The sequence below is a fragment of the Nocardia sp. NPDC058058 genome (assembly GCF_042885355.1).
Taxonomy (GTDB): domain Bacteria; phylum Actinomycetota; class Actinomycetes; order Mycobacteriales; family Mycobacteriaceae; genus Nocardia.
This window is the reverse complement of the sequence record NZ_JBHVSA010000002.1, coordinates 1,509,829-1,534,936: the sequence shown is the minus strand read 5'-3', so window position 1 is coordinate 1,534,936 and position 25,108 is coordinate 1,509,829. Positions and strand designations below refer to the sequence as shown.

The 25,108-nt window shown below is 65.4% G+C and carries 24 protein-coding genes; 13 read left to right on the top strand and 11 right to left on the bottom strand.

All coding sequences use genetic code 11. The features are described from left to right. The first annotated feature begins 77 nt into the window (after positions 1-77). The 4 genes from ACFVUS_RS21740 (at position 78) to ACFVUS_RS21725 (ending at position 3,531) form a co-directional block, all read left to right on the top strand. A complete protein-coding gene (locus ACFVUS_RS21740) occupies positions 78-932 on the top strand; it encodes an alpha/beta fold hydrolase (RefSeq protein ID WP_387768935.1) in 855 nt (284 codons plus the stop codon). Then, on the top strand, positions 925-1,497 hold the full coding sequence (locus ACFVUS_RS21735) for a TetR/AcrR family transcriptional regulator (protein WP_387768932.1): 573 nt from the start codon (positions 925-927) through the stop codon (positions 1,495-1,497). Before ACFVUS_RS21740 ends, ACFVUS_RS21735 begins: the two co-directional genes overlap by 8 nt. 75 nt (positions 1,498-1,572) lie before the next feature. Beyond that, positions 1,573-2,442, top strand: a complete 870-nt coding sequence (locus ACFVUS_RS21730) for an alpha/beta fold hydrolase (protein WP_387768929.1) — start codon at positions 1,573-1,575, stop codon at positions 2,440-2,442. Positions 2,443-2,523: 81 nt separating this feature from the next. Continuing rightward, positions 2,524-3,531 carry a zinc-binding dehydrogenase gene (locus tag ACFVUS_RS21725; RefSeq protein ID WP_387768926.1) on the top strand — a complete coding sequence of 336 codons (1,008 nt, stop codon included), beginning with the start codon at positions 2,524-2,526 and terminating at the stop codon, positions 3,529-3,531. Between the two features lie 3 nt (positions 3,532-3,534). On the opposite strand, the gene ACFVUS_RS21720 is transcribed toward ACFVUS_RS21725, so the two are convergent. Beyond that, a complete protein-coding gene (locus ACFVUS_RS21720; protein ID WP_387768923.1) occupies positions 3,535-4,590 on the bottom strand; it encodes a metallophosphoesterase in 1,056 nt (351 codons plus the stop codon). Between the two features lie 171 nt (positions 4,591-4,761). Here ACFVUS_RS21720 and ACFVUS_RS21715 point away from each other — a divergent pair, with 171 nt between their 5' ends. From ACFVUS_RS21715 to ACFVUS_RS21690, 6 genes are all read left to right on the top strand, one after another. Next, the gene (locus ACFVUS_RS21715) at positions 4,762-6,117 is read left to right on the top strand and encodes a hypothetical protein (RefSeq protein WP_387768920.1); all 1,356 of its coding nucleotides are present in this window, start codon (positions 4,762-4,764) and stop codon (positions 6,115-6,117) included. A gap of 145 nt (positions 6,118-6,262) precedes the next feature. Further along, a complete protein-coding gene (locus ACFVUS_RS21710) occupies positions 6,263-7,054 on the top strand; it encodes a TIGR03084 family metal-binding protein (RefSeq protein ID WP_387768917.1) in 792 nt (263 codons plus the stop codon). 393 nt (positions 7,055-7,447) lie between these two features. Beyond that, positions 7,448-8,203 carry a hypothetical protein gene (locus ACFVUS_RS21705; protein ID WP_387768914.1) on the top strand — a complete coding sequence of 252 codons (756 nt, stop codon included), beginning with the start codon at positions 7,448-7,450 and terminating at the stop codon, positions 8,201-8,203. Continuing rightward, positions 8,200-9,399 carry an L-2-hydroxyglutarate oxidase gene (lhgO, locus tag ACFVUS_RS21700; RefSeq protein ID WP_387768911.1) on the top strand — a complete coding sequence of 400 codons (1,200 nt, stop codon included), beginning with the start codon at positions 8,200-8,202 and terminating at the stop codon, positions 9,397-9,399. The genes ACFVUS_RS21705 and lhgO overlap by 4 nt, the downstream gene beginning before the upstream one ends. Positions 9,400-9,492: 93 nt before the next feature. After that, positions 9,493-10,017: an SRPBCC family protein gene (locus ACFVUS_RS21695; protein ID WP_387768908.1), complete on the top strand. Its 525-nt coding sequence runs from the start codon at positions 9,493-9,495 to the stop codon at positions 10,015-10,017. Positions 10,018-10,027: 10 nt separating this feature from the next. Continuing rightward, complete coding sequence (locus tag ACFVUS_RS21690; RefSeq protein ID WP_387768905.1) at positions 10,028-10,678, top strand: RNase H family protein; 651 nt, start codon at positions 10,028-10,030, stop codon at positions 10,676-10,678. A 243-nt stretch (positions 10,679-10,921) separates the two neighbouring features. On the opposite strand, the gene ACFVUS_RS21685 is transcribed toward ACFVUS_RS21690, so the two are convergent. The 9 genes from ACFVUS_RS21685 to ACFVUS_RS21645 form a co-directional block, all read right to left on the bottom strand. Next, positions 10,922-11,785 (bottom strand): hypothetical protein, encoded by an 864-nt coding sequence (locus ACFVUS_RS21685; protein ID WP_387768902.1) that lies wholly within the window; start codon positions 11,783-11,785, stop codon positions 10,922-10,924. Positions 11,786-11,850: 65 nt separating this feature from the next. Beyond that, on the bottom strand, positions 11,851-13,023 hold the full coding sequence (locus ACFVUS_RS21680; RefSeq protein ID WP_387768899.1) for an MlaD family protein: 1,173 nt from the start codon (positions 13,021-13,023) through the stop codon (positions 11,851-11,853). Continuing rightward, positions 13,020-14,135 (bottom strand): MCE family protein, encoded by a 1,116-nt coding sequence (locus ACFVUS_RS21675; RefSeq protein WP_387768895.1) that lies wholly within the window; start codon positions 14,133-14,135, stop codon positions 13,020-13,022. Before ACFVUS_RS21675 ends, ACFVUS_RS21680 begins: the two co-directional genes overlap by 4 nt. Continuing rightward, positions 14,132-15,238 carry an MCE family protein gene (locus ACFVUS_RS21670; RefSeq protein ID WP_387768891.1) on the bottom strand — a complete coding sequence of 369 codons (1,107 nt, stop codon included), beginning with the start codon at positions 15,236-15,238 and terminating at the stop codon, positions 14,132-14,134. Before ACFVUS_RS21670 ends, ACFVUS_RS21675 begins: the two co-directional genes overlap by 4 nt. Then, on the bottom strand, positions 15,235-16,230 hold the full coding sequence (locus tag ACFVUS_RS21665) for an MCE family protein (protein ID WP_387770091.1): 996 nt from the start codon (positions 16,228-16,230) through the stop codon (positions 15,235-15,237). Before ACFVUS_RS21665 ends, ACFVUS_RS21670 begins: the two co-directional genes overlap by 4 nt. Beyond that, positions 16,230-17,273 (bottom strand): MCE family protein, encoded by a 1,044-nt coding sequence (locus tag ACFVUS_RS21660; RefSeq protein ID WP_387768888.1) that lies wholly within the window; start codon positions 17,271-17,273, stop codon positions 16,230-16,232. Before ACFVUS_RS21660 ends, ACFVUS_RS21665 begins: the two co-directional genes overlap by 1 nt. Beyond that, a complete protein-coding gene (locus ACFVUS_RS21655) occupies positions 17,270-18,751 on the bottom strand; it encodes an MCE family protein (RefSeq protein WP_387768885.1) in 1,482 nt (493 codons plus the stop codon). Before ACFVUS_RS21655 ends, ACFVUS_RS21660 begins: the two co-directional genes overlap by 4 nt. A gap of 13 nt (positions 18,752-18,764) precedes the next feature. Beyond that, positions 18,765-19,628, bottom strand: coding sequence for an ABC transporter permease (locus ACFVUS_RS21650; protein WP_387768882.1), 864 nt, complete (start codon positions 19,626-19,628; stop codon positions 18,765-18,767). Between the two features lie 3 nt (positions 19,629-19,631). Then, entirely contained in the window at positions 19,632-20,450 is an 819-nt protein-coding gene (locus ACFVUS_RS21645) for an MlaE family ABC transporter permease (RefSeq protein ID WP_387768879.1), read from the bottom strand. Between the two features lie 504 nt (positions 20,451-20,954). Here ACFVUS_RS21645 and ACFVUS_RS21640 point away from each other — a divergent pair. Further along, the gene (locus ACFVUS_RS21640; RefSeq protein ID WP_387768876.1) at positions 20,955-21,620 is read left to right on the top strand and encodes a serine protease; all 666 of its coding nucleotides are present in this window, start codon (positions 20,955-20,957) and stop codon (positions 21,618-21,620) included. Positions 21,621-21,712: 92 nt separating this feature from the next. Here ACFVUS_RS21640 and ACFVUS_RS21635 read toward each other — a convergent pair whose 3' ends face one another. After that, positions 21,713-22,345, bottom strand: coding sequence for a hypothetical protein (locus tag ACFVUS_RS21635; RefSeq protein ID WP_387768873.1), 633 nt, complete (start codon positions 22,343-22,345; stop codon positions 21,713-21,715). A gap of 141 nt (positions 22,346-22,486) precedes the next feature. On the opposite strand from ACFVUS_RS21635, the gene ACFVUS_RS21630 reads away from it, so the two are divergent. After that, the gene (locus tag ACFVUS_RS21630; RefSeq protein ID WP_387768870.1) at positions 22,487-23,866 is read left to right on the top strand and encodes a cytochrome P450; all 1,380 of its coding nucleotides are present in this window, start codon (positions 22,487-22,489) and stop codon (positions 23,864-23,866) included. Positions 23,867-24,132: 266 nt separating this feature from the next. Then, entirely contained in the window at positions 24,133-25,059 is a 927-nt protein-coding gene (locus ACFVUS_RS21625) for an Ig-like domain-containing protein (protein WP_387768867.1), read from the top strand. Positions 25,060-25,108: the final 49 nt, after the last annotated feature.

The window sequence follows — 25,108 nt, the reverse complement described above, 5'->3', positions numbered from 1 at the left end:
AATTGAGGGTTGACGACTTTGGCTAAAGCTATTAGCTTTATGGCTACAGGAGTTAGCCACACGAAGGAGCGAACGACATGACCGAGTACATGGACATCGACGGCGGACAGATCGCATACGACTCGATCGGCGAAGGCCCCCTGGTGGTGCTGTCGCACGGCATCGGCGACCGCCGCCAGGCCTACCGATTCCTGGCCCCGATCATCGCCGCCGCCGGGTACCGGGTGGTGAGCGCCGATATGCGCGGACACGGCGATTCGAGCATGAACTGGGTGTCCGAGACCGGTAAGGAAGCCATCAGCCGCACCGATGTCGCCAATGATCTGCTCGCCCTGATCGCCGGACTGAACGCCGGACCCGCGGTCGTGGTGGGCCACTCGCTCGCCGGCGGCTCGGCCACCATCGCCGCCGCCAAATCGCCCGAACTGGTGCGCGCCATCGTGGAGATCAACCCCTTCACATTGACCCAAACCCCTTCCGTCGGAGCGCTTTTCACCGTGTCCCGGTACCGCCGCGGCATGTTCGCGCTGATGGGCACCATGATGTTCAAGAGCGTGAACCAGTGGCTGAAGTACCTGAACATCGCCTACCCGACCAAGCCCGCCGACTACGACGAGTACATGGCCGCCAATGCCGCCAAGCTCCGGGAGCCGGGCCGGATGGCCGAATTCATGAAGACCGGCAAGTCCACCCCCGTCGATGCGCAGGCCCAGCTGCCGAACGTCACCCAGCCCGCGCTGATCGTCATCGGCACCGCCGATCCGGACTACCCGAACCCGGAGGCCGAGGGCAAGGCCATCATCGCCGCGCTGCCCGCCGGGCTGGGCACCCTCGGACTCGTCGAGAATGGTGGCCACTACCCGCACGCGCAGCTGCCCGAGCGGACCGCCGAATTGATCCTGCCGTTCCTGAAGGAGTACGCGAATGCCTAGAGCCGGGCTCAGCAAAACCGATGTCGTCGCGGCGGGGGCTCAGCTCGCCGACGACGCCGGTTTCGCGAACCTGGCCCTGAGCCCGCTGGCTCAGCGACTCGGCGTTCGCACCCCGTCGCTGTACAAGCACATCGACAGCCTCGCGGACCTGCAGCACGGCGTCGCCACGCTCGCCATGACCGAACTCGATCAGCGACTGCGCGACGCCATGCACGGACTCTCGGGCAGTGCGGCCCTCGCGGCCTTCGCCACCGCCTTCCGGGAATACGTGGTCGCGCATCCGGGCCGGTACAGCGCCACCGTCGGGGCCGGCTTCACCGGGCCGGAAGATCCACTGCTGCAATCGAGCTTGCGCGTCATGGAATCCATGCGGGCGGTGCTGCGCGGCTACGGCATCCCCGAACAGCAGATGGTGCACGCCATCCGCACGCTGCGCTGCACCTTCCACGGCTTCGCCACGCTGCAGGCCGCGGACGGCTTCCAATGGAGTGACGACTCCGAGGACAGCTTCGACTGGATGATCCGCTTCCTGGACCGCGGACTCGGCCAAATCGGCACCGCCTGAGCCGAACTCCCACGACGCGGCCGCGATCCGGAGGACCATGGACACGACACCGGCAACGAAGCCACCTGGAGCGTCATGGAAGACTTCACCTTCGACGGGACCCGCATCGCCTATCTGAAGCGCGGTGACAGCGGACCACCGGTGGTGCTGCTGCACAATGCCGGATCCTCGCATCTGATCTGGACCGCGCAGTTGACGGCGCTCGCACGGGAGTATCGGGTCTACGCGCTCGACCTGCCGGGTTACGGTTCGTCCGACCGGCCTGCCGACAACTTCACCCTCGCGCGCTATGCCCAACTGGTGCACGAGTTCCTGCTGCACCATGAGCTCACCGATGTCCGGATGATCGGCAATTGCCTGGGCTCGGCCATCAGCCTCACGCTGGCCCGCACCCATCCCGGCCTGGTGCACGCGGTGGTGGCGATCAATCCGCTCACCGAATCCACCGCCATGCGCGGCGATCTGGGCGCGGCGGCGCGGCTCACCCGCGCGCTCCCCGATTCCGGCGCTCGCGCGCTGTTCGGCTGGCACACTCCGAAATGGTTCGCCCGCACCACCATTCGCACCTGGTTCTCCAGCGGCAGGGCCTATCGCGAATGCCCGTACGTGCAACCGCTCTCGGACGGTTTTCCGGCCCGGGCGCTGGTCGGACTGGTCCGCGACCTGGGAGCTTTTGCCGCACTGGACAACTGGCCCGACCGCGACGCCATGCCGCCGGTCTGCACCATCTGGGGCACCGAGAACCGCATCCTGTCCGCCGCCGCCGGGCGCACGCTCAATGAACAGCTGCGACCGGACCGCGCGGAATGGCTGGATCGGTGCGGTCACGTCCCGATGCTGGAGCGCGCACCCGAGGTGACCGCCATCATCACCGGTTTCCTGGAATCGACCGCCTCCGATACCCATCGCGGCGCTCGGACCAGACGCCGCGCATCCACCGCGTAGCGGACGAACCGGACCAAGTACTCCCGAACGCGACCTAGCATGGCGGGAAGTGAGCAATGCTTCCAACCGCCATAGGAGTCGATGATCATGCTGGCCGCGCGACTGCACCTGGGACCGAATCGCCGCTTGGAATTGGATGAGGTTCCGGTGCCCGAGCCCGGCCCGGATCATGTGCTGGTGAAGGTGGAGGCGGCGGGCGTCTGCCTGTCCGATGTGCATCTCATCGACGGCACCCTGTCGCCGCTGTTCCTCGAAGGTGACGTGGTGACGCTCGGGCACGAGGTCGCGGGCACCGTGCATCAGCTCGGACCGGGGGTCACCACGGCCAAGGTCGGGGATCGAGTGCTGTTGCAGGCCGGGGAACTTCGCGGGGGAGCCACCTACACCCGCGGGGTGGATTACGACGGCGGCTGGGCCGAGTACACCCTGGCCCGCGTCGACACGCTGGTCCCGATTCCCGATGAGTTGCCGTTCGAACAGGCCTGCTTCATTCCGGACGCGGTCTCCACGCCGTGGGCCGCGGTCACCGCCACCGCCGAGGTGAAAGCCGGTGAGGCCGTTGGCGTCTGGGGCGTGGGCGGGCTGGGCGCGCACGGGGTGCAGTTGCTGCGGCTGGTCGGCGCGGCCCCGATCATCGCCGTCGATCCGCTGCCCGCCGCCCGGGAGCGGGCGCTGGAATTCGGCGCGGACTTGGCCTTCGATCCGGCCGATCCGGACCTGCGGCAGAAGATCTTCCAGGCCACCGGGACCGGACTGGCCGCGGCCTTCGATTTCGCCGGTGTCGCCGCCGTACGCGAGCAGGCCGTGGTGTGCCTTGCGCCGCAGGGGCGTTTGGTGCTGGTCGGGCTCACGAACAAGCCGATCACCATTACCGGCGGCACCGCGTTCAGCTTCTTCCAGCAGCAGCTGCGCGGGCACTATGGTTCCGGGCCCGAGCATGTCACTCAGCTGGTGAAGTTGCAGGGATTGAATCGGGTCGACTTCTCGCGGTCGGTGAGCGCGGTGGTGCCGCTGGCCGATGCCGCCAAGGCGGTACACGCACTGGATGCCAAGGAAGGCAACCCGATTCGGATCGTGCTCAAGCCCTGAGTCTCAGAGGCGACGCTGGAATACGTCGGCGGGCTGACCGTTCGAGGGATCGACGGTGTGAACGGTCAGGTCCGCCGACGATGCGGTGAGGTCGAGCACCATGAAGCCGAGGTCGGTGAAGTTCTCGAACAGCGCCGGGGTGATGCGGGCCGGATCCTTCTCGTGCGAGCCGGAATTGGTCTTGGCGGCCGCGCCGGACACGATCTGCCGGGTGCCCTTGCAGGCCGGATTCGGTTCCAGCACCTGCAGGCAGTGGTCGTGGCCCGAGAGCAGGAACTGGGCGCGGCCCAGCACATGGGCTTCGAAGAAGCGCTTCACGTGAATGCCGTTGACGGGTTCGATGCTCAAACCCTCGTATTCCCCGGCGTTTCCGTGGCTGCCATTGCTCAGGTACGGGTGATGGGTGCAGACGATCTTCCACTTGGCGGTGGATTGGTCCAGCGCGCGATCGAGCCAGGCGGCCTGTTCGGTCATGAACTGGCCGTCCGCCGCCCAGTAGGGCGCGAACAGCGGGGGCAGGTACGCCGCAATGGGATTCAGGTCCAGGACGAAGAATTCCACCAGGTCGCCGATCGGGACCGAATAGTAGCGGGACGGCATCCACCAGCGCGGTGAGCGGGAGTGATAGGCGACCTCGTGATCGCCGCGCAGCAGCCAGCCGCCGTCGCCGGGCAGGATGGAGCTGTTGTCGTGATTGCCCTGCACCATGATCCAGGGGAAGTCCAGATCGTGGTTGGGGTCTTCGAATTTGGCGTTGAACTGGGCGTCGTCATCGGACTGCGGGCCCTGCTCGTACATATTGTCGCCGAGTCCGATGGCGAAGGAGAACGGCTTTTGCGCGTGCAGCGTGCGGGCGGCGTCGGCGACGGCCCACTGCGGGCGCGCGCCGGTGCCCGCGTCACCGGTGACCAGGATGCGCAGCGGCCCGCCGTCGGGGAAGGGCAGTTTGCCGGGTGCGGGTTCCGCTGCGGCGGGTGCGGCGGTCGCCAGGCTCGCGGCGGTGGCCAGTCCGGCGGCGGTGGCGGCGCCGGTCAGAAAGCCGCGGCGGTCGACGTTCATTCATCTCTCCCTTGACTACCCGATTTGGTCGCCCGACCAGTATTGCCGGTCCCGTGAAACCACGCACAATATGACACGTTCTCCGAGGCCATCGACCTTTTGACAGCACACTTGGCCAATGAGAGTGTTGTGTGTCCGTTTTCTCACCATCGGCCGCAGGGGGACGCAGTAATGACGACAATGGCCTCGGGTGTCTTCCTCGACTGGGAGCAGCTGACCGGCCAACCCAAACTCGTCGTCGATCTGATCAGCTTCCCCATCTTCAGCGCCATCGCCGGTTGGCTCACCAACTGGACCGGCGTGCTGATGTTGTTCTGGCCGCTGTATTTTCGCGGCTTCCGCGTTCCGGGACTGGAGATCCTCTACCCGTATCTGCCGCGCCGCGTACAGGTGCTGCCGACCTTCTCCGGTGACGGCAGACAACTCGGCTTCCAGGGCTTCATCCCCGCGCGCGCCGAGAAAATGGCCAGCATCTGCGTGGACGTCGCCATCATGCGGATCGGCAGTCCCCGCGATTTCATCCATGAACTGGATCTGGACGGTATCGCCGACTACATCGCGGACGTCGGCCGGAAACAGGTGCCGTCCATGGTCAACGAGATCATGAAACGGGAGAACCCGGACCTGTGGGGCGCGGTACCGCGCGCGGCCCGAAATGTGTTGTACCAGCGCGTGGAACGCGAATTGCCGACACTGGCGCGACGCGCGTTCGAACAACTCGGCGACAATGTCGATCAGCTCATCGACATCAAATCCTTCGTCATCGGCTACCTGCGCGAGAATCCGCACATCCTGAAGGACCTCACCACCACCATCGCCGCGCCCGAACTCAAATTCATGGTGCGCATCGGACTGCTCGGCGCGCCGTTCGGCCTGCTGCTGGCACTGTATATGCAAGTGCACCACCGGATTCCGATCGTGGGCTGGGTGCCGAGCTGGGTGGTCATCCTGGCCGCGGCCGCCGCCATCGGCGTACTGGTCAATGTGATCGCGGTGAAGATGGTGTTCGAGCCCGGCGATCCGCAGCCGCGCTACAAATACCTGTGGAAGCAGGCGCTGCTGGCCAAGCGGCAGCCCGAGGCGGCGGCCGATCTCGCGCACATCCTGGCCTACCAGGTGCTGACGCTGCCCAATCTGGCCAAGGAACTGCTGGACGGCACCAATGGCGATAAGACCCGGCAGCTGCTCGAGCGCCTCATCGCCACCGAGATCCACCGGCAGCTCGGTCCGACGCACACCTTCGTGCGCACCGTGTTCGGCGCGCGGAATTTCGACAATCTCAAGGTCGGCGCGACCGCCGCGGCCGCCGGGCTCGCACCGAGCCTGGTCGAGGACGAGGAGTTCGCGGCCGCGCAGGCCAAGAAGATCGACGAATTCGCCGCGCGCAAACTCCAGCAGCTGACGCCGGGCGAGTTCATGGAGATGTTCTACGCCTCGGTGGAACAGGACGCGTGGCTGCTCTACCTGCACGGTGCGGCGCTCGGGCTCGGCGTCGGCGCGGTGCATCTGATTCTGTTCGGCTGGTAGACGGCCACTTCCGGACAAATACAAGCACGTGTGCTTGCATTTTTTCGCCCGCACTGCGATGCTGGCGGCGACGGCACACACAATGGCGTGTGTGCCCGTTCTGTGCCTGTCTCGGCACAGCGAGCATGAGCGACAAGGACTTTCGATGGCCGATCTCGAGGCGTTGCTCGCCGACTTCATCGCCGAGTGCGACGACCTGGACCGGCTCATCGCCGATCTCGATCCCACCGAGTGGCAGCGGGACACCCCCGCGCCCGGCTGGACCATCGCCCATCAGATCGCACACCTGACCTGGACCGATCGCGTCGCCGCGATTGCCGCCAGCGATGCGGTCGCCTTCGACGCGCTCGTACAGGCGGCACTGCCCAAGGCGCTCACCTTCGTGGACGAGGCCGCCGAGGAAGAAGCGAAGACACCCGCGCCGGAATTGCTCGCCGCCTGGCGGCGCGATCGCGGGGTGCTGGTCGAGGCGCTGCGAGTGGTGCCCGCGGGCACCAAACTGCCGTGGTTCGGGCCGCCGATGAGCGCGGCCTCCATGGTGACCGCGCGGCTCATGGAGACCTGGGCGCACGGACAGGATGTGGCGGATGCGCTCGGGGCCACCCGAGTACCGACCGCTCGGTTGAAGAATGTCGCACACCTGGGCGTGCGCACCCGCAATTTCGCGTACATGACACACGGGCGCACCGCGCCCACCGAGGAATTCCGAATCGAACTGATCGCGCCCGATGGCTCGGCATGGACCTGGGGTCCGGCGGACGCGGCGCAGCGAATCAGCGGGCCCGCCGTGGATTTCTGCCTCGCGGTCACCCAGCGCAGGCATCTCGATGACCTGTCTTTGCAGGTGGAGGGTGCGCAGGCGCTCGAATGGCTCGGGCTGGCACAGGCTTTCGCGGGTCCGCCGGGAGTAGGCCGGACGGCGGGTCAGTTCGACTGACCCGCCGCCGATCCCGGCCTCCGGCCCAGATCTCCCCAATTCCCAGGGAGTAGAGCGAGCGAGCGCCACCCTTGGGTGCGCCGTGCCTGGTGCCGACCGGACGACATTGGCCGGAGGTCCTCGAGTGGCAGTCGAGTGGGCGCTCGCCGCTCTCTGGTATTTACCCAGCCTTCCGATACCGGAAACCTGATCGTGCAGAAAGCCGGGCGAAGTTCCCATTTCGGACCCGGCAGTCTCATTCGTCGGTACAGTCGCTGTGATCCTGGTCTCGAGGGCCGCGGGTGTCACCGCGCGTCGCCGTAACCTGGACGAGCGTACGACTTTCAATGGTGCGGGTCGTGGGCGTCGAAAGACGCAGGGGGACCAGGGGAGAGGGAAAGGAACGCACCAGTCATGTCGCATCAACTCGCGACGCAGGCCGCCGGATCATCGCGGCGTGCGGCACAGGTGCTCCGCTACAGCGCCATCGTCACCGCCGGAATGGCGAGCATCGGTCTGACCGTCGCCGCCGGCTCCTACATCGCCAATCAAATGGCCGAAGCACAGAAATCGGGCACGATCGTTGCCGCGCCCGGCGCGCAGCACGCACCGGTGACCGCACCCGGCAACGTCGCAGCACCGGTCGAGAACACGCCGAGCGCCGACAATATCGGCCTCACAGCGTTTTTCACACCGCACGTCACCGAAAATCATGCACCGCTGAATATTCCGGTCACCCGGGTCGGAACGACCACCGAAACCACCGGCGCGACCCGGCCCGAGCCGATTGCCGGGCAGTTGCGACTCGGCGGTACCTACGTCGGCGCGGCAGTCGTTCCGGTACAGCGCAATTCGGTCTCGCTCACCCTGGACACCAATGTGTTCGCGACCCTCGCGGATCTGGTGCTGCACACGCCCATCGGGGAGACCCTGGGCATCGGATCCGATCCGACCGCCAACACCCAGCTGCGCACCGATGTGGATACCCACAGTGGTGAAGTGACGGTGACGCTGTCCGATCCGGCCCTGGGCCGCTACGGCGTCCAACTGGCCAGGCACAACACACCGGCCGCGGCGACCGTGCCGAACGAGGCCGGAGCACAGCAGGTCTCGCCCGGCGCGGCAGCGGATTCCGGCCGTGCGGGCGGCTCGGAACTCACCGCTGTGTGAGACTTCGGGTTGTGTACGACTACTGCGTGATCGGCGGCGGCATCGTCGGAGTGGCCACCGCGCACCGCATTCTCGAACGGCATCGCGGCGCGAGCCTGCTGCTGCTCGAGAAGGCGGCTGCGCTGGGCGTGCACCAGACCGGGCACAACAGCGGGGTGATCCACTCCGGAATCTATTACGAGCCGGGCAGTCTCAAGGCGCGACTGTGCCGGGCCGGGGCCGAACAGACCAAGGAATTCGCCGCGGCACACGGCATTCCGTTCGAAGTGTGCGGAAAACTGCTGGTGGCAACCGATTCCGCCGAACACGCGCGAATGATGGCGCTGTACGAGCGGTCGGTGACCAACGACGTCGAGGTGGAACTGCTCGACGCGGCCGAGCTGGTGCGCCGGGAGCCACGCGTCACCGGGGTGGGCGCGCTGTTCGTGCCGAGCACCGGAATCATCGACTACAAGCTGGTCACGGCGGCGCTGGCCGATGGCATCCGCGCCGCCGGGGGTGAGATCGCGCTCGGCGCGGAGATCACCGATATCGCCGAAACCACCGATGCGGTAACCGTTTCCGGACCCGCCGGGAGCTGGCGCGCAGCCCGGCTGGTGGTGTGCGGTGGCTTGCAGGCCGATCGGCTCGCCGCACTCGCCGGATTGCGCCCCGACCTGCGCATCGTGCCGTTCCGCGGTGAGTATTACCAGCTGCCGCCCGAGCGCGAGGGCCTGGTGAGCACGCTCATCTACCCCATTCCCGATCCCGAATTGCCGTTCCTGGGCGTGCATTTGAGCCCGACCATCGACGGCGGGTTGACCGTCGGGCCCAACGCGGTGCTGGGACTGGCGCGCGAGGGCTACCGCAAGGGCAGCGTGAATCTGCGCGATGCGCGGGAAATCCTGGGATTCCCGGGTTTTCACCGGGTGGCCGCGGCCAATGTGCGCACCGGACTGCGCGAGATGCGCAATTCGATGTTCCGGCGCGGATATCTGGCGGAGTGCCGGCGGTACTGCCCGGAATTGACGGTAGCGGATTTGTTGCCCCGCGAGGCCGGGATCCGTGCGCAGGCGGTGCGGCGCGATGGCACGCTGGTGCACGATTTCCTGATCGAACGGACGACGCGGTCGGTGCACGTGCTCAATGCGCCGTCACCGGCCGCCACTTCGGCGCTGCCGATCGCGGCGCATATCGCCGAACAATTGGACAACTGACCGAATTGCGCACGCACAGCAAATCCGGGTATCCATTCATTAAATAGGATTGCTGTAGTACTTTTGTTGGCAGCCGTGGGACAGGGAGCACCTATGGGCCACATGAAATACGCGTGCGACGTCGGGGCACCGGTGGAGGTCGCGTTCACCTATACCGACAACCATCAGTTCGTACCGGACTGGGCCTTCGCCGTCACCGCCTTCGAACCACTCGGAGACAGCGATCACGGCTCGGGCGCCATCTTCGGCACCACGCTGCGGGTCGGCTTCTGGCATCCGGTCATCGAATGCGAGATCACCGACTACCGCCGCAACGCGGTCATCGAATACACGCTGCGCAGACGCAGGACGGGGAAGTCGGCGCCCGCGCAGCCCGATGGCGGCACACCGGTGGGCGCACCGCTGTGCGTAATCACCCTGCGATTCGATCCACTGGGCTACGGTCGTGCGGTGCTGACCTCGGAAACCGAGTACCGCGTGCCGAGCGGGCTCACCGGCCGCCTGCTCTCCCGAATGCTGGCCGCCGCCGTACAATCGGCCGTGCGACGCACCGAATCGCAATTGCGAAGGGAGATAGAGGAATTCCACGGAACGGATCTTGTCGGCCGGATTGCGTAGGGTTGTGAGCATGATCATCGTGAGCACCGACGGATCGTGCCTGCGTAACCCGGGCGGAGCCATCGGCTGGGCGTGGGTCAATCACGCCGGCGGATCGGCCAGCGGCGGTGCGGCCTCGGGCACCAACCAGATCGCGGAGCTACGCGCGCTGTTGGAGGCCATCCGCGCCCATCCCAGCTCGGAACCGCTGTTCATCGAATCCGACTCGCTCTACGCGATCAAGTGCGCCTCCGAATGGATCAACGGGTGGCGGCGCAACGGGTGGAAGACCTCCAACGGGGGGCCGGTGAAGAACCTGGAGTTGATCCGGGCGATCGATCAGGCCATCAGCACCCGGCCCGGACCCGTGCGATTCCGCTGGGTGCGCGGGCATGTCGGCAACTACTTCAACGAGCAGGCGGACACGCTGTGCGGGCAGGCCGCGCGCGCCATCGCCGCCGGAACGCTCGAGCCCTCGCCCGACCCGACGCCGAATGACCCGGTCACCGAACCGATCCCGATCGATCCGATGACCGAGCCGATTCCGGTGATAGCTCCGGTGGAGAATGTCTCGGCGGTCGCCGAAAAGATCGTGGCGCAGGCGCATACGGCCCCGGCGACTCCGCGGCGCAGGGCCGCCCCCGCGAAAACTCCGGCGCCCGACGCGCTGACCCTGTTCTAGAACAAGGGAAATGGGTAGACGCTGACGCTGGGTCTTGGGGGCTACGCCCCCAAACCCCCGGGCGGACGCGGTGACAGCCGCTAGAGGACGCGACCCCATACCCTCGGCAGCGCGACGCCGGACCGAGGACGCGACCTCAAACCCTCGGCAGAGTGACGCCGGATTCGGGACGTTGCGCCAGCCGCTCGATCAAAAAGGCCCGCCTCCGATTTCTATCGGAGGCGGGCCTTTTCGTGTGGTGGCTTAGTTACCCGGGGCCGGGGTGGGGGCGGGGGCGGCCGGGGCGCCGGAGGGGGCGGGCTGTTGGGTGCCGCCGCCGGGGAAGAGGCCGTTGTTGCCGTTGTCGGCGATGGGCTCGAACTTGGAGACGAGCCACTTGCCGTCCTTCTTCTCCAGTTCGGCGTAGGTGGGCAGGGTCAGCACCAGGGGCTGGGCGCGCATGGTGTTGCTGGAGGTCTGGGTGAGGCTGACCAGGACGGTGGCCTTGGAGTCGTCGCCGGATTCCCAGCCGCAGCGCACCGTATTCAGCTTCGAGGAAGCGTGCACGCTGGTGAGGACGTCTTTGAGATCCCCGGACATCTTGTCGAACATGTCCCGGAAGTCGCCGGTGGTGGCGGCCTGGACGCGCTGCACGTAGTCGCCGAGGCTCTTGTCGTCGTAGACCGAGACGGTTTTGACGAAATCGCAGGCGGCCTTGGTGGAATCGTCGCGGTCCGCGAGTTCGTTCTTGTCGTTGTTCGACTGCATCCAGAAGAACACGACCGCACCGATCGCGGCGACCAGCAGCACACCCGCCGCGAAGGCGGCGATCAGCGGCAACGGCAGCGATGAGCCCGACGGCTTCGCCGCAGGCGGCGGCGTGGCGGTAGCGGGCCTCGCCGGAGCGGGCGGCACCTCGGAATCGGCGGCGACCGCGGCCGGTTCGGCCGGGATGGCGTCGGCCGGCGCGGCCTGGTCAGCCGCGTCGGAATCCTTGGTCAGCGCGACCGTTTCCGGTTCGGCCGCTTCCTGCTTCGCCGTCGGCGTTACGTCGGCGCTGCCCTGTACATCGGCCTCGGCGATCGAGTCGTCTTCGGTTTTCTTGTCCTGGGCAGCGTCATCCGACATGTATCGATCACTTCCTCGGTGCGCTGCGGGCGCACCGTTCTAGGTTCTTCAGCGAGTATGCCCGCTCACCGGATCGGCGGAATGGTCCGCTCGTTCTGGTCGGCACCCGCGGGCGGGTACGCGCCATTGTTCGGCACATCCGGTCGCGGTGCGTTCCCCGAACCGCGGATCTGCTGATCCGCCTGTCCGTTGGTGCAGTAGCTGCCCCATTTGGAGAGGGTGGCCTCGGTGGCTGCTTCCGGGCGGATCTGCTTCGTCGGGTAGTCGCAGAACGGACGCGGCCAGATATCGACGATGGTGTAGAACTCGCCGTCGTGCGCCGGCACACCCATCGCCGAGGTACCGACCACCAGCGCCGGGAACAGCGCGCGCAGCGCGGGCTGCCGCAGCATCGCGCCCTTGGTGATGGCGGCGAAATTGGCGGCCAGGCTGGTCATCGGGTCGGCGGTCTTGTCGAGCACCGCTCCGAGGGCCTGCAATTGCGCGGGCGCCTGCTCCAGGATCTTCTGAAGTTCGGCATTGGCATCGTTGAACTGCTGGAACAACACACCCGAATTGCGGGTCAGCGTAGCCAGATCCGGCTGTGCCATCGAGGTGGTGGCATTGATCGTCTGCAGGTTCTTGATCAGATTCGTGGTCTGCGGCAGCAGGTTGTCCAGGCCGGTGGTCGCCAGGCTGATGCCGTTGATGAGCGATCGTAGCTGATCCGGTCCACCGGACAGCGCGGTGTCGAGTTCGGTGAGGATGGTGGAGAACTTATCCGGATCGATCTGCGAGATCAGCTCACTGGAATTGTCCAGCACCGACCACACCGGGGTCGGCGTCTTGATCTTGTCCTTGTCGAACTGCACGATCGAGCCATTGTTCAGGAACGGCGCCTTATCGGTATTGGGCCGGAAATCCAGGAACTGCTCGCCCGCGCCGGACAGCGCGCCCACCGAAATCACGGTATCGCTGGGGATTCGGTACTTCTTGTCGATCTCGACGGTCGCCGCGATGGCCGAGCCGTCCTTCTCCAGCTTGATATCGGTGACCTTGCCGATGCGGTAACCGCGCAGAGTGACGTCATTGCCGGACTGCAGACCGCCGGAGCGATCCAGATCGACTGTCACCTTGTACGTTTCGCGCAGCGGATTGATGCGCATGACGCTGATGGCCAGATAGGTCGCACCGACGATCAGAATGAGCACCAGCGCCGAATTCGACACCAGGTTCTTGTGGTTCTTCACCCAATTCATCGGTGGCCCCCGTTGATCCGGCCGTAAATGATCTGCAGCACCTGGATCAGGCTGCCCCCGAAGTCGTTCAGGTCGCGCAGGTCCGGGAACTTGCTGTTGGCCGGGTCGGTGAGCAGGCCGATATCGAGCATGCTGAGCGTGGCCGCGACCGCGAGCGTATTGCCCTTGAACGAGGCGTCCACCGCCGGTCGCAACTCGTGAATGCCGTCGAGCATGGGACCGAAGTCCGGTTCGGTACGGGCCAGCGCGTTCATCAGCTGTTGCACATTGTCGAGCAGGCTGGCCAGATCGGCGGAGGTGGTGTTGGCGTAATCGCCCAGTGCCGCACTGGTTGTGGAGATCTTGGTGAGCAGATCGCCGAGCGCCTGATTGTTCTCCGCTACCGCGCCGATCATGCTGGGCAGCGTGTTCGCCACCTGACCGAGCTGATCGTGATTGGCCTGAATGGTGTTGGCCAGCGCGCTGAATTGGGCGAGCACGCTGTCCACCCGCGAGCTGTTGTTGTTGAGACTGCCCACCACACCGGTCATTTCGGTGATCAGGTGCGAGAGGGTCTGCCCCTTGCCGCCGACAATGGAGTCCATCTCGGAGGTCAGTTTGGACAGTGCCGCGATACCGCCGCCGTTGAACAGCATGGAGATCGACAGCAGCAGTTCTTCGACGGTGGCGCCCGCGGACGTATTCGTCAGCGTGTCACCGTTCTTCAGCATCTGCACGCCGGGATCGGTCTTGGGCTTGGACACCGCGACGAACACGTCACCCAGGGGCGTGGCCTGCCGCAGTTCCGCCGTACTGCCCGAAGGCAATTCGATATCGGTGCGGATGGCCAGGTCGACATTGGCCTTGAAATCCTTGGTGCTGATCTTGGTGACGACGCCGACGTCGGAACCACCGATCTTCACCTTGGCCTGATCGGGCAGGTTCAGCGCATTGTCGAAGACCGCGTGGATGGTGTACGTCTTATCGCCCGCGCCGGGTTTGGGCAGCGGCAGGCTCTCCACGGTCAGGCCGCAGCCGGAGACCGCGAGGGTGGACGCCGCCACCGCCAGCGCGACGATGGTGTGCCGGGTTCGCCTGCCCGACCGCAACTCCCGGCGGAAACGGTTACTCATTTCGTCATTCCCAACATTGCCGCCATCAGGCCGAGATCGGGGCCGAGGTCCTCCACCTTGCCGGTGCGACAGCCGTCCGCTTTCATCTGGAGGCGTTCGCAGAACAGGCTGATGACCTCACCGGAGAGGGTGACACCGAGCACCGCGTGCAGGCGGATGAACTGGCCCTGCCGGTTCACCGAGCGGTCCAGGTTCTGCATGAGCAGCGGTGCGGTGTCGACGACCTCGATGACACCGGCGGCGTTGGCGCGCAGCTGGTTGGTGACATTGGTGAGGCCGGTGAGCGTGCCGTTGAGCTGATCGGAATACTGCGAGAACGCGCCACTGGTGTTGGCCAGGAAGGCATTGAGCTGTTCCAGGGTGGCCTGCAGGCCGGGGGCCTGGTCGGCAAGCAGCCCGGTCATCTGGGTCATCCGATTGCTGAAATCCCGTACCGACTGGTCGTTGTCGGCCAGCATGGTGGTCAGTTCGTTCAGCTTGATGATGATGGTGGAGACGGCGTCCTTGTTGTCGACGCCGACCTTGAGCGCGCCCGAGAGCGAGTTGAGCACATCGCGCATCTTCTCGCCGTTCCCGTTCATCATCGGGTACAGCACGCGACCGGACAGCGGACCGAGACCGTCATTGCCGTCGGTCGGCTTGAGCGCCGCGGCGAAGGTGTCGATGGTCTTGATCATGGTGTCCAGCTCGACCGGGGTCTTGGTCTGCTGGGTGGTCAGGTGCGAACCGTCCTTCAGCTTGTCCCCGCCGGTGTAGCGCGGGGTCAGCTCGATATGCCGGTCCGTCACGATGGACGGCGAAATCAGTGCCGCCTGCACGTTTTTCGGGATGTCCACACCGGCGTCCACCGTCATGTGCACCTCGACGTACTGCCCCTTGGGCACGATCTTGTCGACCTTGCCGACATCGAGCCCGAGCACGGTGATCGGGTTGCCCTCGAACATGCCCGCGATATTGAGGAAGTCGGCGGTGAAGTGCTGGGTCTGGCCGACCGCGTCCTTCACCCCGAGCGGCACGATGGAGCAGCTGCCGACCGCGAGCGCGGCGGTGCCGATCATGGCGACCTTGGCGATGCGCCCGATGTTGAGCTTGACCGATTTCATCCCTGGCACCCCTGAATGACTTGAGCGAAGCACAACCAGTTGTCCGGGAACAGCCAGGGCAGACCGACATTGCCGTAGTTGCCGTCACCGAACGCGTTGTTGAACGTGCGCACGCCGACCGGCATGGCGGACAGCAGGCGATCCAGGTTGTCCTTGTTCTTCTGCAGGCCCTCGGCCATGGTGTTGAGCTGGATCAGGGTGGGGCCGAACTGGTTATCGTTCTGCGCGCCGATCTGCTGCAACTGATTGCTCAGCGTGGCGACGTTGTCCAGCAGCGTGCGCAGCAGGGTCTGCCGTTCCATCACCCGGTTGGCGATGGCCTCGCCCTGGGTGATGACCAGCAGCACGCTGTTGCGGTTGTCGCCGAGGATCTTGGTGACCCGGTCCAGGTCCTTGAGCAGCTGGTCGACCTCGCCCTTGCGGTCGTTCATGGTCTTGGCCAGCGCGCCGACCGAATCCAGCGCCTGCACCGTGAGCTGCGGCGAATCACCCATCTGCTGATTGATCAGATTGAGCGAATCGGCGAGCTTCTTGGTGTCGAGCTCCTCGAACTTCGGCGTGCCCTCCTGCACCACATCGGCCAGGTTGTAGGGAACGGCGGTGTTGGACTTGGGGATTCGATTGTTCTTCAGACCGGAACCGTCGCCGGGCACCAGATCGACATAGCGGGCGCCGAGCAGCGTCGCCATCTTGATCGAGGCCTTGGCGTCCGGTCCGAGCTTGACGTCGTTGTTCACCGAGAGCGAGACCATCACATGATCGCCCTCGAGTTCGGCGCCGGTGACGGTGCCGACCGAGACGCCGGATACCGAGACCCGGTCACCGGTCTTGATGCCGGCGGTCTGCACGAATTCGGCCTTGATCGTCTTCTCGCCGATACCGATCTGGCGGTACAGCGTCGAACCGGCCAGCAGGCCGACGATCAGCAGCACGCCGAACAGGCCGAGCCACAGATTGCGATTGGCGTTGAAGCGGGACTTGAGTTTCACCATCATGGCCGGCACACCGCCGAGTGGGAGTTGCCGCCGATCTGGTTGAACAGACCGCGCGGGAAGAGGATTCCGTACAGCGAGACGTCCAGGCTGCACACGTACGCGTTGGCGTAGGTGCCGTTCTGGGTGAACTTGCCGATATCGGTGAGGATGTTGGGGAAGTCCACCGCGCCCTTGTCGAGCTTGTCGCCATTGGCGAGCAGCAGCGCGAGCGCGTCATGCGTGGAGTTCTGCGCCAGTACGAGTTTCGGCTGGATCTGACCGATCATGGTCACCAGCGCGGAGGTCGCGTCGGCGATCTGCACGGTCGAGGACTGCAACGACTGACCCTGCGCGTACAGCCCGCCGATCAGCGAACGGGTCTGTGTCACCAGGGTTTCCAGTTCGTCACCGCGCTTGGCCAGCCCGGACATGACACCGGAGAGATTGGTGATCACATCCGAGAGGATGGCGTCGCGGCGCTGGAAGTCGGTGGCCAGGGTGGCGGCCTGGGTGATGAAGGCGCTCAACGAGACTCCGTCACCCTGCAGAGCCTGGATGAAGGTGTTGGACAGGTTGTTCACCTGATCCGGTTGCAGCACCTGGAACAGCGGCTGGAAACCGTTCAGCAGACCGGACACGTCGAAGGACGGTTCGGTGCGCTCGACCGGGATACCCCCGTTGTTCTTCAACACCGTATGCACGCCGGACACCGGCTTGCCCTTGACCGGCTCCGCCAGCGCGATATAGCGCTGGCCGATCAGGTTCTGGTAGCGCACCAGCGCCTTGGTGTCGCCGTACAGCGTTTGATCGCGCTGCACGATGAAGGTCACCTCGGCGGCGTTCTTCTTGTCCAGCTTGATGTTCTCGACCTTGCCGACGCGCACGCCGGCCATCCGGACGTCATCGCCCTTGCGCAGGCCGAGCACATCGGTGAAGGTCGCGGTGTATCGGTTGGTGGAACCGTCCACGGTGCGCGCCAGGGTATTCCAGATGACCGCGGTCACCAGGACGGACACGATCGCGAAGATGCCGAAACCGATCAGCGGTTTGCGAATGCTCATCGACCGGGCTCGCTTTCGGTCACTTGCAAGGTTCCATCCCTCAGAATCGGGCTCAGCAGCAGGTATTCGGCCGCTGACGGGCGACGGCCCAGCAGCGCGGTAATAGCGGAGTCACCGGGGTAGGAGATTGTCCCGCCCTTGGGCAGCGTCTGCTGGGACGCCGGTGCGGCGGCGGGCGCCGCACCCGGCTGATTGCCCGGCGCCGCGGGGGCGGCGTTCGGGAACAGGCCCTGCAGCGGGGTGCCCGCGAAGGGGTTGGCGGGCGCGGTGTCACCGGCGGCCGGGGTCGGCTCGACCATGGTCAGGCCCGGGATCAGCGGGAAGCCCGCGGGCGGCGGCAGTTTCGGCAGCCCGGCGGCGACGTCGAGGGATTTGGGCCGCAACGATTCCGGCAGCGTGCCAGGATCGGAGATGAGCGGCGCGTTGGCGCAGCTCGGGGCGGCCAGTTCGCCGTAGCGCGGGCAGTCGTCACGGGTGTACGGCTTATAGGGCGTGAAGGTGAGCCCCATATTCCAGACCATCTGCTTCTGCGGACCCCAGTGGAACGTGGACCCCAGCCTCTTCACCGAGTTGTTCAGGTTCGCGATGGCCTGCGGAATGGCGTTCGGATCATCGGACAGCGCGCCGAACAGCGCACTGGTGCCGGTGGTGACGTCCTTGCCCACGTTGGGGTTTCGCGCGAACAGGGCGTTGACCTTGTCCACGGTGACCGCGGTGCCGGAGATCAGCGAGGTGAGTTCGGCGCGGCGATCGGCGATGGTCTGCGCGGTCTTCACCGATTCGCTGAGCACGCCCATCAATTCCGGCGCGGACTGATTGAGCGCGCGGAAGGAATTGGAGAAGTCGCCCAGCATGACACCGAGATCCGGAATCGAATCGTCGACCGACTGCAGCCAGCGGTCCACGCGTTCGATGGAGGAACCAGGCATGCGACCGGAACCGTCGAGGGCGTAGGACAGCGTGCCGAGCACCCGGCCGAACTGGATCGGGTCGATCTTGCCGAGGATATTGCGCACCGTGGTGAGCGTGTCCTGCAGTGCGATGGTGCCTTTGGAGCGGTCCTCGGGGATCTGCGAACCCTCTTTGAGGTGTGCGGCGTCCGCACCGTTGTAGACCAGCTCCACCGAGGTGACGGCGAAAAGGTTCGAGGGGACAACGCGCGCGGTCACATTCGCGGGAATGCCGGAGGTGTACTCCGGCTTCATCTCGATGTGTACCTGCTGCAGTTCACCTTTGGCGGCGACCGAGACATTCTTGACCGCGCCGACCAGCACACCGCGGAACTTCACGTCCGCCTTGTCGGGCAGACCGTCACCGGTGGTGGTGAGGTTCGCGGTGACATTGACCTTGTCGACGAACGCGCCCTGGTAGCGCGCCATCAGGAAACCCAGGATGAGTGCGAAGACGATAAGCCCGGCGACGCCCGCTATGAGCAGTTGTCGCATGGTCGGGCCGCGCCCGCTGGGATCGAGAATCATGCTGTGCGCCCCCTTATCCCGAGATCCGGATGCCGGGGTTGACGCCCCAGATGGCCAACGTGATGAACAGGTCCGCGAATACCACGGCGATGATGCTCAGCTTGATCGCGCGACCCGCCGCGACACCCACGCCCTCCGGGCCGCCGGAGGCGAAAAACCCGTAGTAGCACTGGATGAACGTGGTGATCGCGACGAAGATGATCGCCTTCAGCAGTGAGTACAGCACATCGTGCGGTATCAGGAACTGATAGAAGTAGTGCTGGAATGTCCCGGACGCGGTGCCGCCGATCAACTGCACGGTGAGCGAGCAGGAGATGTACGCGAACGGCAGCGCCAGGCAGTACAGCGGCACGATGGCGATCATGGCCGCGATCATGCGGGTGCTCACCAGGTACGGAAGTGGCCGGATGGCAACCGATTCCAGCGCGTCGATCTCCTCGGAGATGCGCATGGCGCCCAGCTGCGCGGTGAACCGACAGCCCGCCTGCGCCGCGAAGGCGAGGGTAGCGAGCATCGGGCCGAGCTCGCGGGTGGTGGCGAACGCGGAGATGGCGCCGGTCAGCGGGCTCAGGCCGAGCAGGTTCAGCGAGGTGTAGCCCTGGATGGCGACGGTCATACCGCCGAACGCCGACAGGATGAGCACGACGCCGATGGTGCCGCCACCGACGATGAGATTGCCGTTGCCCCAGGTGACGTCGGACAGCAGCCGCCACACCTCTTTGGGGTAGTGCCGGAACGCCATCGGCATCGAGCCGAGCGAGCGCAGGAAGAAGAAGACCTGGTGGCCGATGCGCGCGACGAAGTCACGCGGCGAATTCGCCACACCCTTGATCCGCTGGAACGGCCGCAGCAGCGGCGGAACATACGTTGCTGACACGACTCAGACCATCTGTGGGGGGAACAGGGAGTTGTAGACCTGCGTGAGAATCAGATTCACGCCGAAGAGCATCACCGCGGACATGACCACCGAGGTGTTCACCGAGTTGGCGACACCGCCCGGGCCGCCGCGGGTGTTCAGCCCGGCATCACAGGCGATGATCGCAGCAAGTACGCCGAAGATCAGTGATTTGAGCAGCGCCACGAACAAATCGGTGGTGATGGCGAACGAGGCGAAGGTGCCGACGTAGGAGCCGGGGGTGCCGCCCTGCGCGAAGATATTGAAGACGTAGCCGGTCAGGAAGCCGACGAAAACCACGAAGCCGCAGAGCAATACCGAGACCAGCATGGCCGCGCCGAGCCGGGGGGCGACCAGGCGGCGCATGGGATCCACGCCCATCACCTTCATGGCGTCGATCTCCTCGCGGATGGTGCGCGAGCCGAGATCGGCGGTGATGGCGGAGCCGACCGCACCGGCGATCATCAGCGAGGTGACCAGTGGCGCACCCTGCTGAATGATGCCCAGGCCGTTGGCCGCGCCGATGAACGAGGTCGCGCCGACCTGTCCGGCGACCGAGCCGACCTGAATGGAGACGATGACGCCGATCGGTATGGCCACCAACAGGGTCGGCGCCGCGGCGACATTGGTCATGAACGCGCACTGCCGGACGAACTCCGCGAAGGGAAAGCGCTTCCGGAAGATCGCGATGAACAACTCGGCGATAGCGGAGACGCCCATGGCCATCATTCGGCCGCCGGTTTCCAGCGACTTCTGTGGATGGTCCTGCCAGTAGCCTCTGGCCCAGTCCACGGCTGCGTTCATCCGCGACTCCGTGGGGCTCCCCTGCCCACCCGGGCTCTTGGTCAACTGCACTGACTACCCCTCTCGACGCCGGGTTACCCGCCTCCGGCACCTGTTTGCTTGACGCACCTTACTACGGAGTTAGGAAAAACACACCACGCGTTGTGGTTTCAGTCATAGAGGCAGATCACTTTGCATGAACTGTTGTGAACTGGCAGATCACGGTTGGTTTTTGTCACAAAGAACCAGGCAAACAACTAGAACTTGTTCTAATTTCGCAAGCGTTTGCGAACGATTTCCAGAGATGTGAAGCTGCGCCGAGTAAGAATTAATGGGAGAGAATTTATCGGAAATCGAAGCGAGTTATGCATTAATTCCATAACTCGTATCCAACTCGGTATCGCCCTCGAAGACGCGCAGGACACGGCTGCGCAACATGTGGCAGTACAAGCAGCAACCCGGAACGAATACTGACAGGATGAGTTCCGCAGCTTGACTCGAGCGGCTTCCGACGTCTGGAGGGACATGTTCAGGAAACTCGCCGGTGTGGCCGGCGTCTTCGCAATCGCCCTGGGGACCGCGCTGCTCGGCACCGGGGCCGCGAACGCCGACCCCGCTCCGGCAGTCATCGGTGGTGGCTCCGGCATCATCATCGATGACATGTTCGAGTGCACCGTCACCACCATCGGGCATGACGGCACCGGTCGGCTGGTCGGGCTCACCGCGGGACACTGCGGTGACGCGGGCGCGAAGGTATGGGCCGAAAAGGACCGTGGCGCAGGACAGATCGGCAAGTTCGTCTACTCGAACCATGATCTGGACTACGCGGTCATCGAGTTCTTCGGGGACCGGGTCATCCCGGTGAACCGGATCGGCAATGTCACCATCACCGGACTCGGCGGTCCGCCGAGCTTCCCGATGATCGTCTGCAAGGAAGGCCGCACCACCGGCAATACCTGCGGACTCTCCTGGGGTGACGTCTTCGCCAGCAATGTCGAGACCTGGAGTCAGATGTGCGTGGTGGAGGGCGATTCCGGCGCTCCGGTCGTCGTCGGTACCACCCTGGTCGGCATGGTGAACGCGTATCTGGCCCTGGCCTGCTTCGGCCCCGAGGTCGGCACCAATATGTCCGCGATCATGGCGGATCTGAACGGGCACGGCGGTATCGGCTCCGGGTACTACCCGATCTAGCCGGACCGGCGAACCGCGCCGTGGCGCGAAACAGACTGAGCGGGGCGGTGATCCGATGGATCACCGCCCCGCTCCTTATATCTATGGGGTCGCTACAGCGTGTTGACGCAGATGACGATTTTTCGCTCGTCGTAGACGTATCCGGAGTCGCCGTTGGCGCAGTCGTCCACGCTGGTGCTGTTCTTCATGATCGCGAGCACCTTCACCCCGTTCGCCGCGCCGCGGGTGGAGCAGTCGATGCGCTTGGGATCGGCATTGCTGCCCTTGGCGCCCAGATCCAGGCAGTCGTTCACGACCCAGTCGATGTCCAGGCAGAGCGCGCCGGTCTCGACGCCGACCACGGTCTCGTAGTAGGCCTGATCGATATCGCTCGGACACTGGGCGTTGGTGCGCGCCTTGGCCACCACCTTGTAATTGGAGTCCTTGCTCCCGCAGGTCGCCTTGTGGATGCTGGCGTTCTCGGTGGTGCCGCCGAGTTTCACGCAATCGCCGATGCTGGCCTGGAAGTCGGTGTCACCGCCCTTGTCGGCATTGGTCGTGGTCGGGCGGTTGCCCTGCGTCGGCTTACCGGAGGGCTTGGGTGTGGTGGTGGTGACGACCGAATCCAGTCCGGGCGGGGCGGCCACCGGCGTGCCCGAGATGGTGGAGCCGCAACCCGCGAGCAGCAGGGCTGCGGCGGCGACGGCCGGGGCGGCAATCCGGGCGGAGATCTGCTGACGCAACACGAAACTGTCCTAAATTCGAGTAATACCAGGCGCGGAGTTCAATGCCCATGCATACACGACAAATACGACAACCGTCGAGCCATATGGCCACTCACCAGCGGTCCTCGAACCGGAGCGGGCAGTGACAACGTATAGGGGAGCATGAGTAGCACCGCGCGATCAGGCGCAGCCGGAACGCTGCTGCGCGAACCCCGGCCGATGCCGCTGCACGCGCTGGCCGCCGCGATCGATCTGCGGCGCTATTTCGACTGGCGGCGCGGACGGGACGGCGATCCATTTCTGATGCGATTCCCGGCCTTCGGCTCCGCGGTGTTCACCGGCACCGCGGCGGGAGCGCGGGAGATGTTCCGCGCGCCGATGGAATTGCTGGAACCGCCGCTGCCCAATCCGATCGAACCCATGGTCGGCCCGGCATCGCTGATCCTGGCGCGCGGCGAACAGCACCGCAGGCAACGCGCGGTATTGGCCCCGGCCTTCCATCGGCAGCGAATCAGCGCGTACGGCAGCGTTATTCGCGATACCGCGCGGGACGAGGTGGCAGGTGCGCGCACCGGGCGGGCCTGGCGGCCGGGCAACCGGGTGGATGCGCGGGACGCCGCGCGCGCCATGACATTGCGAGTCATCCTGGCGGCGGTATTCGGTATCGAGGATCCCCGGACACTGGCCGAATACACCTCGGCCACAGCCGAATTCCTCGCCTCGTTCGGCGGGCCGCTGTTTCTGGTTCCGGCACTGCGGCGCGAGATGTTCGGACTATCGGGATGGGAACGGTTCCTGGCGGCGCGGGATCGGCTGGACGCGCACATCGATACCGAAATCGACCGGCGGCGTACGCATCCGGGCGCGCGCGGCGGCGCGGACATGCTCGGCCTGCTGCTGGAGACCCGCTACACCGACGGCAGCGCACTGACCGATATCGAATTGCGCGAGCAATTGCGCACGCTCATCGTGGCCGGGCACGAGACCACCGCGACCGTGCTGGTGTGGGCGCTGTACCGATTACACCGCGAACCGGCGGTGCTGGAGCGGCTGCGCGCCGAACTCGCTTCCGCCGGAACCGATATCGATCCGGTCGAGCTGGCCGAACTGCCCTATCTGGACGCGGTGTGCCAGGAGACGCTGCGCCTGCATCCACCGGTGCCGATCGTATTACGCAGGCTCACCGGTGATTTCGAACTGCGCGGGGCGCCGCTGGTGGCGGGCGACACCATGGGGCTCTCGGTGCAATTACTGCACAGTGATCCACAGGTGTGGAACGAACCACAGCGGTTCCGGCCCGAGCGCTTCCTCGAACGCCGCTACAGCCCATTCGAATTCGCGCCGTTCGGTGGCGGGCACCGGCGCTGCGTGGGAGCCGCCCTGGCCGATTACGAATTGCGGATCGTGCTGGCGACGCTGCTCGGGTCGGTGCGATTGCGGCTCTCACCGCGGTTCGCGCGAGGGCGGGCGCCGTGGACCGTGCCGCACAACATTGCGACCGGTCCGCATGCGGCCATCACCTTCGACGTGCTCGAACCCTGATGCGACGTCAGTGATTTCGATCACAACCAGGTTTGGGCATATCGACTCCGCCGCGATGACCGGACAGCCGGTCTGATTAGGGAATCGCCGACGCGAACGGCGATAACACACCGGCGATTCGACCCCTCGCGGTTGTGTGCCCCGGAACACACCATGAGGTCTGTATGCATGACCGGCGCAAGTCGATTGGCACACGCTGGATCGCAAGGTAGGAATGAACCCGGGGTTGGGACCTACGCGGGTAGAGCTGTGCCCGCGATCTGCGTATGAAACAAGGATCGGAAGGACACCTAGCTGTGCGCAACACCCGGTATGGACTGATTTCCCTCGCCGCCATCGCGGCGACCGGAGCCCTGGTGGCCGCGCCCGCCTCAGCAGCCCCGCTATGGCCGGGCGGCCCGGAACTCCCGGGTGTGCCCTCCGCCGTCATGCCGCAGCCCGTACCCGGCGATCTGCCCACCGCGCCCGGCGCGAGCTCGCCGCTGCCGCCCGCCAACTTCACCGCCCCGAACATCACCCCGGGTGACGGCGACAACGTCGGCGTGGCGCAGCCCATCATCATCAACTTCAAGGAACCGGTGAGCGATCACGCCGCCGCCGAGAAGTCCATTCGCATCACCTCCACCAACAAGGTGGACGGGCATTTCTACTGGCGCGGTGACAGCCAGGTGCGCTGGCGGCCCGAGGAGTTCTGGCCGTCCGGCTCCAAGGTCACCGTCGAAGGCGGCGGCACCAAGACCGCGTTCGAGATCGGTGACGAATTCATCGCCACCGCCGATGACGCCACCCACCAGATCGTGGTCACCCGCAATGGTGAAGTGGTGCGCACCATGCCCACCTCCATGGGCAAGACCGGGCACGAGACCCCCAACGGCACCTACATCGTCAGCGAGCGCAATCGCAAGATGATCATGGACTCGTCCACCTACGGGGTGCCCACCACCGCGCCCGAGGGCTACAAGCTCGAGGTCGAGTACGCCACCCGCATGTCCAACAGCGGCATCTTCGTGCACGCCGCGCCGTGGAGCGTTGCGCAGCAGGGCTATTCGAACACCTCGCACGGCTGCCTGAACGTGTCCACCGAGGATGCCAAGTGGTACATGGACAATGTGAAGAAGGGTGACCCGGTGGTCGTCAAGAACACCAAGGGCGGCACCCTGAGCACCAGCGACGGCTGGGGCGACTGGAACTGACGTTCCGCGCGCTCCCACAATAACTTTCGTCGGCCCCGCCTCTTATGAG